This is a genomic window from Arthrobacter sp. zg-Y895 (assembly GCF_020731025.1).
In the GTDB taxonomy this organism is placed as follows: Bacteria; Actinomycetota; Actinomycetes; order Actinomycetales; family Micrococcaceae; genus Arthrobacter_B.
Window position 1 is genome coordinate 878,940 of sequence record NZ_JAJFZY010000004.1, and the last position, 12,083, is coordinate 891,022.

General features: G+C 66.5%; 10 protein-coding genes and 1 rRNA gene. All 11 read right to left on the bottom strand.

What is annotated here, in order from left to right; all coding sequences use genetic code 11:
* Positions 1 to 49: 49 nt before the first annotated feature.
* Positions 50 to 532 carry an 8-oxo-dGTP diphosphatase gene (locus tag LJ760_RS10870; RefSeq protein ID WP_227922708.1) on the bottom strand — a complete coding sequence of 161 codons (483 nt, stop codon included), beginning with the start codon at positions 530 to 532 and terminating at the stop codon, positions 50 to 52.
* Positions 532 to 1,494: a site-specific tyrosine recombinase XerD gene (gene xerD, locus LJ760_RS10875; RefSeq protein WP_227922815.1), complete on the bottom strand. Its 963-nt coding sequence runs from the start codon at positions 1,492 to 1,494 to the stop codon at positions 532 to 534. The genes LJ760_RS10870 and xerD overlap by 1 nt, the downstream gene beginning before the upstream one ends.
* A 302-nt stretch (positions 1,495 to 1,796) precedes the next feature.
* Positions 1,797 to 2,459, bottom strand: a complete 663-nt coding sequence (locus LJ760_RS10880; protein WP_227922710.1) for an NUDIX domain-containing protein — start codon at positions 2,457 to 2,459, stop codon at positions 1,797 to 1,799.
* A gap of 2 nt (positions 2,460 to 2,461) precedes the next feature.
* Positions 2,462 to 4,156, bottom strand: a complete 1,695-nt coding sequence (locus LJ760_RS10885) for a CTP synthase (protein ID WP_308036363.1) — start codon at positions 4,154 to 4,156, stop codon at positions 2,462 to 2,464.
* A gap of 46 nt (positions 4,157 to 4,202) precedes the next feature.
* Positions 4,203 to 5,924, bottom strand: coding sequence for a DNA repair protein RecN (gene recN / locus LJ760_RS10890; RefSeq protein ID WP_227922714.1), 1,722 nt, complete (start codon positions 5,922 to 5,924; stop codon positions 4,203 to 4,205).
* Complete coding sequence (locus tag LJ760_RS10895) at positions 5,921 to 6,964, bottom strand: NAD kinase (RefSeq protein WP_227922717.1); 1,044 nt, start codon at positions 6,962 to 6,964, stop codon at positions 5,921 to 5,923. The genes recN and LJ760_RS10895 overlap by 4 nt, the downstream gene beginning before the upstream one ends.
* A gap of 54 nt (positions 6,965 to 7,018) precedes the next feature.
* Positions 7,019 to 7,891, bottom strand: a complete 873-nt coding sequence (locus LJ760_RS10900) for a TlyA family RNA methyltransferase (RefSeq protein ID WP_227922719.1) — start codon at positions 7,889 to 7,891, stop codon at positions 7,019 to 7,021.
* 2 nt (positions 7,892 to 7,893) lie between these two features.
* Positions 7,894 to 8,118, bottom strand: a complete 225-nt coding sequence (locus LJ760_RS10905; protein WP_227922721.1) for a hypothetical protein — start codon at positions 8,116 to 8,118, stop codon at positions 7,894 to 7,896.
* A 78-nt stretch (positions 8,119 to 8,196) separates the two neighbouring features.
* Positions 8,197 to 9,195: an HAD-IIA family hydrolase gene (locus tag LJ760_RS10910; RefSeq protein WP_227922724.1), complete on the bottom strand. Its 999-nt coding sequence runs from the start codon at positions 9,193 to 9,195 to the stop codon at positions 8,197 to 8,199.
* Positions 9,188 to 11,401, bottom strand: coding sequence for a hypothetical protein (locus tag LJ760_RS10915; protein WP_227922726.1), 2,214 nt, complete (start codon positions 11,399 to 11,401; stop codon positions 9,188 to 9,190). Before LJ760_RS10915 ends, LJ760_RS10910 begins: the two co-directional genes overlap by 8 nt.
* A gap of 325 nt (positions 11,402 to 11,726) precedes the next feature.
* Positions 11,727 to 11,843: ribosomal RNA gene (gene rrf, locus LJ760_RS10920) — 5S ribosomal RNA — on the bottom strand.
* Between the last annotated feature and the right edge of the window lie 240 nt (positions 11,844 to 12,083).

The window sequence follows — 12,083 nt, forward strand, 5'->3', positions numbered from 1 at the left end:
CCGCACTGCTCCACAACCCGCATTCCCACACCGGGTTTGAGGTCGCCTGCTAGGAAAAGACGACGCTGGCTACGTTGACGTTGTCGTCCGCGATAGTGATGACAGCGTTGAAATATTCGCCGGCCAGAAAGCGGGGCATCCAGAGGGCCGAATCCGGCCACATGTTGGCGTAGGGCATGTCCCCGGCGGGATACCAGGCCGGAAGGATCTCGTCAGATTCCGCTGGTTCGCCGTTCCAACGGAGTGCACGGAACAGCACGGTGGACATGTCCAGGCCGGGCTGCGCCGGGAAAATCCACTCGATGGTCCCGGCCGGCTGCAGATCGTTCTCCGCGACTATGACGCCGGATTCTTCCTCCACCTCGCGCACGGCGGCCTGCTCCGGGGTTTCTCCGGCTTCGATGTGTCCGCCCAGGGTCACGACCCGGCCGAGACCGAAGCCGGTCTTCTTCAATCCCATCAGCACCTGCGGACCGTCCGGCGTCTCCCGGAACAGGAAGCAGAGGACAACCGGCGCGGCGCGGAACTCCACTACAGTGCCCGCGGGTGGGCTGCGGCGTAGACCTCGCGCAGTGTTTCCGCCGTCACCAGCGTATAGACCTGCGTAGTGGTCACCGAGGCATGGCCGAGCAGCTCCTGGACCACGCGGACATCCGCACCGCCTTCGAGCAGGTGCGTGGCGAACGAATGCCGCAGGGTGTGCGGCGAAACATCCCGGCCGATATCGGCCTTCTCGGCGGCGTTCTTCAAGATGGTCCAGGCGCTTTGCCGGGACAGCCGTCCGCCGCGGGCATTCAGGAAGAGGGCAGGTGTCCCTTTGCCCTTGGCCGAGGCCGCCGGGCGTCCGCGGACCAGGTACTCGTCCAGGGCTCGGGCGGCATAGGAACCGAGCGGAACCAGCCGTTCCTTGGAGCCCTTGCCGAACAGCCGCACGACATCCGGCCCCTTGGCCGGGATACGCTCCAGCGACAGGTCATCGACGTCCAGACCCACGGCCTCGCTGATGCGCGCTCCGGTGGAGTACAGGAACTCCAGCAGGGCGCGGTCCCGCAGCCCGGAGGGCGTATCAAGGCTGACAGCCTCCAGGATGCGCGTGACCTCATTGACGCTGATCGCTTTGGGCAGCCGCTTGCCCGGCATGGGCGGGTGTACGTCCGACGCCGGATCGGCGGCGGTCATGCCTTCGAGCGCCCAGAACCGGTGCAGTCCGCGTACCGCCACGATGGTGCGGGCAGCGGAGCGGACGCTCAGTGCGGAGGCACCGTCTGAGCCTTCGGAAATCGATTGGGCAAACGCTGTGACGTCGTGGCGGGAGATCCGCGAAATATCCTCCACTCCCCGGGCACTCAGGAAGCGGGCGTACCGCAGCAGGTCCCGGCGGTAGGCATCGAGGGTATTGACCGCCAGCCCGCGTTCAACGGCCATGTGCTGCAGATAGCTGCCGATGGCCCGTCCGGCCGGCGTGGAGCGCAGTTCCTCAGCCGCCGAAATCATGGTTGCAGCCCGGGAGCGTGCCTGGGTGGCAGGCTTGGGGGCGGATGCGGCTCGGGGTTTGCGGGCGGGCGCCGGGTTTGGTTCGGCCTCGGTCCCGGGCTCCGGGACCGCCGGGTTCCGGGGCGGCGGCTGCATGGATCCGGTCCGGTCCAGCTCGGCCAGGTCTGCGTCCCGCAGCCTGCGGGCCTCTTCCGATTCCAGGTCCAGCTTGAGGGTGGGGTTCAGGGATCCGTGCAGGCGAATGGCAACGGTGTCGTTATTCGTAGAACTGGCATCAGCATCAGCGCCGGGCATTGTGGTTCCTAGCGCACGGGGCCGTTGGCCCAGGAGGAGTGCTGCGAGTGGTGTTCGGGCCACGGAGCGTCGGCGGGCCGCAGGTCGCGGTACCCGTTGCCGCGGGCGACGGCGGCGGCCAGGACGGCGGCCACTGCGGAAGGGCTGTGCATGCGTCCCTGCAGGGCTGCCTGCACAGCCTCATCCAAATCCACCCATGCGGTAGTAATTTCGGCTTCCTCATGGGTCCTGGTGTGCCGCTGTGCCTCCGGGACCTCGGAGATGCCGCGGGCCAGGTAGATGCGCAGGGCTTCCCGGGAGGAGCCGGGTGAGAGGAACAGGTCCGTGAGGACCTGCCACTCGGAGGCTTCCAGGTCTGCTTCCTCGGCCAGTTCGCGTGCGGCGCCGACCTGGAAGTCTTCACCGTCCACGTCCAGCAGCCCGGCCGGGATTTCCCATAGGGTCATCCGGACCGGGTGCCGGTACTGGTTGATCAGCAGCACCTGCCCGGCGTCGTTCATGGCCAGGATGGCCACCGCCCCCGGGTGGGCGATGTAGTCACGGACCAGGGGTTCGCCGTCGTCGGTCAGGAGGAATTTCTCCTTGACCACGTCCCACACCGGACCGCTGTAAACCGTTTCCGATTCCAGCAGCGGGCGCGGGCTTTGTTCGTCGGCGAACCCCGGTGCCATGGCTAGGCCTTGCCGCTCTGGTGGGCCAGGGCAGCCTTGACGAGTCCGGCGAACAGCGGGTGCGGACGCGTCGGACGGGAGCTGAGCTCCGGGTGTGCCTGCGTAGACACGTAGTACGGGTGCACATCGGCCGGAAGCTCGACGAACTCCACCAGGCCGCCGTCAGTGGTGGTTCCGGAGAACACCAGGCCTGCGTCGGCAATCTGGTCGCGGTACTGGTTGTTGACCTCGTAGCGGTGGCGGTGGCGCTCGGCCACCTCCGTCTTGCCGTAGGTCTTGGCAACCACGGATTCCGGTTCCAGCTTCGCGTCCCACAGGCCCAGGCGCATGGTGCCGCCCATGTCGCCGCCGCCGGCAACAATGTCCTTCTGCTCGGCCATGGTGGCGATAACCGGGTACTGGGTATCCGGTTCGAACTCGGAGGAGGAAGCGCCTTCCAGGCCAACCACGTTGCGGGCGTATTCAATGACCATGCACTGCAGGCCAAGGCACAGGCCCAGCGTCGGAAGCTTGTTCTCACGGGCGTAGGTCAGGGCGCCGAGCTTGCCCTCGAGGCCGCGGATACCGAAGCCGCCGGGAACGCAGATGGCGTCCGCGCCGGCCAGGGCCTTGGCTGCACCTTCGGGGGTATCGCAGTCATCCGAGGGCACCCAGCGGATATTGACCTTGGCCTTGTTGGCGAAACCGCCGGCACGCAGTGCTTCGGTAACCGACAGGTAGGCGTCCGGCAGATCCACGTACTTGCCCACGAGGGCAATGTCCACGTGGTGCTTCGGGTTGTGCACGGATTCAAGCAGGCGGTCCCACTTGGTCCAGTTGACGTCCTTGAACTTCAGGTCCAGGTGCTGGACGATGTACGCGTCCAGGCCCTGGGAGTGAAGGGTCTTGGGGATGTCGTAGATGCTCGGGGCATCCGGGCAGCCGATGACGGCATCAACATCGACGTCGCACATGCGACCGATCTTGTTGCGCATGGCATCGGGCACCGGACGGTCCGAACGGATGACAATCGCGTCCGGCTGGATGCCGATGGACCGCAGGGCGGCCACGGAGTGCTGGGTCGGCTTGGTCTTCAGTTCCTGCGACGGGCCGATGTACGGCACGAGGGAAACATGCAGGAAGAAGACGTTGCTGCGGCCGATGTCCTGGCGGACCTGGCGGGCCGCTTCCAGGAACGGCTGGGACTCGATGTCGCCCACCGTGCCGCCGATTTCGGTGATGATGACGTCGGGGGTCTTCTTCGCCTCGGAGGGCAGGCGCATCCGGCGCTTGATCTCGTCGGTGATGTGAGGAATGACCTGGACCGTGTCGCCGAGGTATTCGCCGCGGCGCTCCTTGGCGATGACCGTCGAGTACACCTGGCCGGTGGTTACGTTGGCGGAGCCGTCGAGGCTCTCATCAAGGAACCGCTCGTAGTGTCCGATGTCGAGGTCGGTCTCGGCGCCGTCGTCGGTCACGAAGACTTCGCCGTGCTGGAAGGGGTTCATTGTGCCCGGATCCACATTCAAATACGGATCGAGCTTCTGCATGGTCACCGCTATGCCGCGCGACCTCAACAAATGGCCGAGACTTGACGCTGTCAGTCCCTTGCCAAGTGAGGACGCCACGCCACCGGTGACGAAGATGTGTTTGGTCGTAGAAGACGACTTGGGAAACCTGGAATTTGATCGCTGCACCACGGAGTTCGAGCCTATCACCTTTTGTCGTTTCGGGTTTGACCTGTGTCTGGATTCCTGCGGGACTTCACTGAAGATGCCCCGCTGAATCCAGCAGTTCCTCGGCGTGGGCACGGGCCGACGCCGAATCCTCCTGCCCGGCAAGCATCCGGGCGAGTTCCTTGATCCGCTCCTCCTGGCCCAGCACCCGGACGTCGCTGGCGGTGACGCCCGAACCGTCGTCGGCTGCCGTGGAGGTTTTGATCACGCGGATGTGATGATCGGCGAACGCAGCCACCTGCGGAAGGTGGGTCACGACGATCACCTGCACATGCTTCGCCAGCATGGCCAGCCGGCGGCCGATCTCGACCGCCGCCTTGCCGCCGACGCCTGCATCCACTTCGTCGAAGATGAAGGTGGGGACCGGATCCACCGCGGCCAGGACCACTTCGATCGCCAGCATTACGCGCGAGAGTTCACCGCCGGAGGCACCCTTCCCCAGCGGGCGGGCCGGGGCACCGGGATGCGGTGCGAGCAGGAAGGAAATGCTGTCGGCGCCGTGCGGTCCCGGCTCCCCCGTGGGTTCCACCTCGATGACCAGGTTGGCGTCCTTCATCGCCAGGGCCGTGAGTTCGCCACTGACCCGCTGGGCGAGTTCCGCGGCCGCCTCGGTCCGCAGTTTGGTCAGGGCCGCACCGCGGGTTGCCAGGCGTTCGCCAAGGGCGCCGATCTCCGCCTCCAGGGCTTCGATCCGGGAATCGTCGGAGCTGAGTTCGGCGAGGCGTTTGGCGCTTTCGCCGCTCCACTCCAGGACCCCGTCGATCGAGGGGGCGTATTTGCGGACCAGGCCTGCCAGTTCCGCCCGGCGGGACTCCACCTCGGCCAGCCGTTCCGGTCCCTCGGAGTCCAGTGAAGCCCCGTAGCTGGCAAGCTCGGTGGCGATGTCGGCCAGGATATATCCCACCTCGGCCAGGCGCTGCCCGGAAGCGGCCAGGGCCGGATCGTGCTCCCCTGCCGATTCCAGCTGCCGCTTGGCTGCGTCCACCAGCGACGTGGCGTCGCCGCCGTCGGCAAAGTCGTCCGCGATCAGGGCCGCGTGGGCGCTCACCGCGGCGGTGCGCAGTTCCTCGAGGTTGCTCAGGCGCATGGCCTCCGCCTTGAGGGAATCGTCCTCTCCCGGCTGCGGATCCACCGCCTCGATTTCCTCCAGCGCGGCAGTCAGGTATTCGGCTTCGCGCAGCCGGTCCCGGGCCTGGTCCCGCAGTTCCGCGAGTTCCTTTGCCGCAGTCCGCCAGCGGGCGTAATCCTCGCGGTAGGTGCCGAGTTCGGCAGCAAGCGGGGAACCGGCGTACTTGTCCAGCGCCTCCCGTTGGGCTGCAGCGCTCTTCAGGCGCAGCTGGTCGGTCTGTCCATGGACCACCACCAGATGCTCTCCGACTTCCGCCAGCACGCCCACCGGAGCCGACCGTCCGCCCACATGTGCACGGCTGCGGCCGTCTGCATTGACGGTACGGACCAGCGTAAGTTCGGCGGCGCCGTCGTACTCTTCGAGTTCGGCTCCTGCCTCGGCCGCACGGATGGCCGCTGCGCTCTGCGGATCCACATGCACGAGCGCCTCGGCGACGGCGGACTTGGCACCAATGCGGACGGCACCGGCGTCGGAACGTGCACCCAGGAGCAGTCCCAGTGCGGTAATGACCATGGTCTTGCCGGCGCCGGTTTCACCGGTCACCACAGTGAACCCCGGGCCTAGGTCCAGGGTGGCGTCGGTGATGACACCGAGGTCCCGGATACGGATTTCCTCAATCATTCGACAATGCCTCCGCTGTCCGAAACTGCTGCGTCCCTGGCTGCCGGCCGGGCATTTGCTGCGCCGCCGTCGGCACGGTTCCCGCGAGGATCCGCCTGGTCTGCTGCAGGGCTGAGCTGGGTCCCGACGGCGGGTACCGGAGCCGGTCCGCGCCATCCGTGGGTGGGCAGCTGGAACTTACGGACCAGCCGCTCCGAGAACGGGGTGAGATGCGTGCGTGCCAGGCGGACGGGTGTCTTGGACCGGGTCACTTCCACGCGTGATCCCGGCGGCAGATCGACGCTGCGCCGGCCGTCGCACCAGAGCACACCGGCAGCGTCGGTACGGGTCAGGATCTCCACCGCCAGTACGGACGCCGGCGACACGACCAACGGCTTGGCGAACAGAGCGTGCGCGCTGATGGGTGCCAGCAGCAGGGCTTCCACCTCGGGCCAGACCACGGGGCCGCCGGCGGAGAAGGCGTAGGCGGTGGAGCCGGTGGGCGTGGCCAGTACGACACCGTCGCATCCAAAGGAGCTGATGGGGCGGGCATCTACTTCAATGACCACTTCGAGCATCCGCTGGCGGTCGGCCTTTTCCACGGCTGCCTCGTTCAGCGCCCACGTCCGGGCGACGAGTTCTCCGCCGAGCCAGACCTTGACGTCAATGGTCATGCGTTCTTCAACCGTGTAGGCCCGTTCCACCACCCAGTGGACGGTCTGGGCGAGGTCCGCACGCTCACTTTCGGCCAGGAAGCCTACGTGTCCGAGGTTTACGCCCAGCAGGGGCACGCTGGTTCCGCGGACCAGTTCCGCGGCACGCAGGATGGTCCCGTCGCCTCCAAGCACCATGCCCAGGTCTACGTCGTCCAGTGCAACATCCTCGTCGAGGATTTCCGTGGGGGCGGTGAGCACTCCGTATTCCGCCTGGATGTCTTCAAGGTCGCTCCGCCGCATCACCGGAACAAGTCCGGAGGAATGAAGCTGGGTGCAGGCTTCCTGGGCAGCGGTCATGGCGGCCCGCCGCCCGGTGTGGGCCAAAACCAGTATGCGTCTGCTCATGTCCGTCTTCATCCTCTTCGTCCTACGGGTGAATGCCTGCGGCATGCCCATCCGTCAGTCTTCTACGGCGGGCTTCCGCTCCGCAAACCCGGCAAACGCCGTATCTACCAGGTCGGCGGCGGCAGCGGCCGACGACGGGCCGGCGCCATGCTCGCTTCCCGCGGTTTGGTCAGCTGTGGAGGCGGAGTGCTGCCGGGGCACCTGCAGCCACATAAAGAACTCCACGTTGCCGTTCTGGCCGGGAAGCGGGCTCGGTGCAATGCCTGCGATGTCCAACCCCGCACCGAGCGCGGCCGCCGCTACGGACGTTACGGCCGAGCGGTGCTGGAGCGGATCGGTGACGACCCCCGTCCGGTCCAGCCTCTCACGCCCCACCTCGAACTGGGGTTTCACCATCAGCAGCAGGCTTCCGCCGGGGCGGGTGGCGGCCGCCAACGGTCCAACGACCATCGTCAGGGAGATGAACGACAGATCCGCCACCGTCAGGTCAACGGTCCCCCCGATGTCCGCTGGGTCGAGGTAACGCACATTCATGCCCTCGTAGACACTGACCCGGGGATCCTGCCGCAGCGGTTCCACCAGCTGCCCGTGCCCGACGTCGACGGCGGCCACGTGTGCGGCTCCGGAGCGGAGCAGGACGTCGGTGAAGCCTCCGGTGGAGGCGCCGGCGTCCAGGCAGCGCAGTCCGTTCGGCTGCACGGCAGGGAAGGCAGCAAGTGCGCCGGCCAGCTTGTGCCCGGCGCGGCTGACATAGTCCGGCAGACCGTCGTCGAGCACCACAAGGCGTTCGCCGGCATCCACCGGTGCCGACGGTTTGACGGCGGGTTTCCCGGCGCGCAGCACCCGCCCTGCGGCAATCAGCTTGGCGGCCTGGGTCCGGGAGCGGGCGAGTCCTCGGGTGACGAGTTCCTGGTCGAGCCTGGGCATGCCTAGCCTGCAGTCCCGAGGTGGTCGCCGGGCGCCGGTGGCGCTGCCGGGGGTTCGGTGTTCAGTTCGGTGAGCAGGGCATCGTGCAGCTCCCGGTAGACCGCTGCGTGGCCGGCCACGGGCTGGGCACCCAGCGGATCGAGGGCGTCGAGCAGGGAATCGACGGCGGCGTCGTCCGTGGAGACCGGTGTCTGCGGCCATGGCTTTGACGGCTGGGATTCAGGCATCGGTCTTCCTCCTGCGGTTGCATGCTGGATGCATTGACGGTGAATGCGTAAATGATGAACGGAGCTTCTCTTGGAAGCCTAACCGCGGGCGGTGACAGTCCAGCGGATCTCGGGAGCCTGGGCCGATTCCAACTCCGGGAAGGCGGCCCACCAGGCGGCGCAGCCGGCGCGCCAGCTGTCCAGGTCCGAGGAATCGCCGGCAATGACCAGAGCGGTGTCCTCCACCCAGGCGGCAGCTGCGCCGCAGCGGTACTGCCCGCTCTCGAAAACGGGTACCGGATACGGTTCAAACAGCGCTTCGAGGTTCTCAATGAGGTACACGGGCCGCTCCTGCGTCCGTGCGGCCAGCGCCGTCAGCGGGGTGTCGACGCCGGTGAGTACCAGCGCGGTATCGAAACCGGCATTGGTGCCGCCCAGGATGTCCGTGTCCAGCCGGTCCCCCACCACCAGAGGGCGGTGAACGTCCAGGTGGCGTGCCGCCGTCGTAAACAGCGGAGCTTCAGGCTTGCCGGCAACGAAAGGAACCCGACCCGTGGCGGCGCCGACGGCGGCCACCAGTGTCCCGTTGCCGGGCGCAATGCCGCGGGCCTGTGGGATGGAGAGATCCGTGTTCGTGGCCACCCAGACAGCTCCGCGTCCTACGGCGAAGGCCGCCTCAGCCAGGTCGGCCCATCCCAGGGAGGGATCAAACCCCTGGATAACGGCGTCGGGAGCGTCGTCGGCTGAGGCAACGCGCACCATGCCCACCGCGTCGACGGCGGCGGCCAGGGTCGCGCTGCCGGTGACCAGGACCTTGGCTCCCGGGGCAACCTTGGTTGCCAGGAGCTCCGCACCCGCCTGCGCGGACCCGAACACGTTTTCCGCGGTGGCGGGTGCTCCGAGTTCGCGCAGGTGGGCGGCAACAGTTTCCGAGGAGCGCGATGCGTTGTTGGTGATGTAGGCAAGCTGGACCGATTCATCAGCCAGCCGGCCGAGGGCCTCCACGGCCCCCGGAATAGCGTGCGGTCCGGCGTAGACAACGCCGTCCAGATCGGAAAAGACCGCGTCGTAACCGGAGACCAGTGAAGGATTAGCCATCGGTGCGCTGCTGCTCCGTCTCGTCGGCGTCTTCACGAGGGGTTTCCTCGTCCTCATCGTCGTCGTAATCGAAGTCCGAGACTACGACTTCCACGGCCTCGCCGTCGTCATTAACGTCGCTGTCCTCTGTGAGCAGGTTTTCCTGCTCGTCGCTGGGCAGCGCGTCGATGTCGTCGGACGGGTCGAGGTTGTCCTTCGGGGCTTCCTCGGCCGGTGCGAAGTAGGCGCCGGAGCGGTCCTCGCGGGCCTCGGGACGGCGCTTGGGGCGTTCTTCTTCCTCAGGGACCAGGTCGAAGATTTCCGGCTCTGCAAAGTCGCCGAAGCCCAGGGCTTCGTCAGCCCGCAGGGCCTGCTTCTGCCACTTCTGTGCTTCTTCGTTGCGGCCGGCAACCTCCAGGGCGTCCGCGTACGCACGGAACAGCCGGGGGCTGTAGGAGAAGGCCCGGTTACGGTCCAGCTGCGGGATCTCCAGTGCGGCAACAGCAGCGTCGAACTGGCCCATGTCCATGCGGGCGCCGGAGACGACGATGGCGAGGTCTACCTGACCGGCGGTGTCCAGGTCCTTGGCGTCGTCGGACCGGGCCATGTCCAGTGCCTTTTCCGGGTGGCCCAGACCGCGTTCGCAGTCGGCCATCATCGGCAGGTAGGCATTGGAGCCGCTGATCCGGCGGTAGGTGCGGAACTCGCGCAGGGCTTCACCGAAGTGCTCGGCTGCATAGGCGGTCAGGCCGACAGCTTCGCGGACCACTGCCATGCGTCCGCCGCGTCGGCTGGCGGCCAGTGCATGCTGGAAAGCCAGCTCAGGCTCGTCGTCAATCAAGCGACCGGCCATCACCAGGTGCTTGGCGACCCACTCGCTGTTTACTTCCTCCAAGTTGCGCAGCTGGGCACGGGTGACCTTGTCCAGCTCCTGCCCTGTAACGTCCTCATCGATTTCCGGTGAGCGTTCGCGGTCGGGCCGGTTGGCGCTGCGCAGGTCCTTGGCATTACGGGGACGAGGTGCTGCCGGGGCGTCATCACGGCGGAACGACGGACGGTCGGAACCGTGTGAGGGGCGGTCGCCGAAAGGCTTACGCTCACCGTCGCGCGGCGGACGGCTGTCACGCTGCGGACGATCATCGCGCGAGAACGGCTTACGATCCCCGCGGTCACCGAAAGACTTCCGCTCACCATCACGGGGCGGACGGGAATCGCGGGAGAACGGCTTACGCTCACCGTCGCGTGCGGGACGGCGGTCATCGCCGCCGAACGACGGCTTGCGGTCTCCGCGGTCACCGAAAGGCTTACGCTCAGCGGACGGACCGCGATCACCAAAGGAACGACGCTCACCATCGCGCGGCGGACGGGAATCACGCTGCGGACGATCGCCGCGGTCGCCGAAGGGCTTCCGCTCACCGTCGCGCGGCGGACGGCTGTCACGCTGCGGACGGCTGTCACGCTGCGGACGATCATCGCGCGAGAACGGCTTACGATCCCCACGATCGCCAAAGGACTTCCGCTCACCATCACGGGGCGGACGGGAATCGCGGGAAAACGGCTTACGCTCACCATCGCGTGCGGGACGACGGTCATCGCCGCCGAACGACGGCTTGCGGTCTCCGCGGTCACCGAAAGGCTTCCGCTCACCATCACGCGGCGGACGGCTGTCACGCTGCGGACGATCATCGCGCGAGAACGGCTTACGATCCCCACGATCACCAAAGGGCTTACGCTCACCATCACGCGGCGGGCGACGGTCATCGCTCCCCCGGCTGGCACGGTCATTCCGGTCAGAACGATCGCTGAAGGGGGTCCGGCCTTCGGCGTCACGGGCAGGACGACGATCGTCGCCGCCGAACGACGGCTTGCGATCGCTGCGGTCGCCAAAGGGCTTACGCTCGCCGCTTCGCTCAGAGAAGGGCTTACGTTCACCGTCGCGTGCGGGACGGCGGTCATCGCCGCTTCGTGCGGGACGATCGCCGAAGGACGGCTTGCGATCCTTCGAATACGGCTTACCGGCTGCTCCGCGGTCTCCGAACGACTTACGTTCGCCGTCACGAGCGGGACGGCCGCCGAACGACGGCTTGCGATCTTCAAAGCGCTTGGGCGCGTTACGGTCATTCGTGGCGGGACGGCCGCGGTCATCGCGTCGGTCTGACGAGTTGCTGTTCCGGGCTGCGTTGTTTGCGTCGCTGCCCCGCTGATCCCTGTTATCTTGCTCTGACATGCTGCTGAGTTCCTCTCGTCGTGAGCCGACCAACGGAATTACTGCAGTCGCTCGTCACTATGTACCTGTAATGAAGATGTAAAAGTTATGGGAGGCGATCATGCCTCTGGGTAATTCTAGTGCAGTGTGCTGCCTGGCGCCGATTCCGCCGGCCTCATTGACGCCCTGTTGGTGAGTGAGTCTCGACACCAACGGAGCCGGGCGTCCAAGGTCCAGGTACGGGGCACGACGCCGGCCCCGCCGTTTTCGGCATCCCTGGCAGGTCCTGGGGGTTAAACAGGAAGAGCCCGTACCAACACTGGTACGGGCTCAACCTTCAATTATTGTCCGGCGGTGACCTACTCTCCCACATCCTCCCGGATGCAGTACCATCGGCGCTGTGGGTCTTAGCTTCCGGGTTCGGAATGGGACCGGGCGTTTCCCCCACGCTATGACCGCCGTAACCCTTCTACCCGCACCCACCCCAAAAGGGCGGAGGGGAAAACAATGGTTACAACACGTCCCGGAACCGCCTCGCAAGGAGGGGTGCCGGCAGTGCGGTAAATTGTGAACCCGCCCCTGGACAAGGGGCAAGGATTCGGTGTTCCAGGGCAGCAACCAACGGTTGTTGTCCGGGAACCACATAGTGGACGCAAGCAGCATGATCTAACAACACCCTTTATACTTTGACGGACCGTTTGAA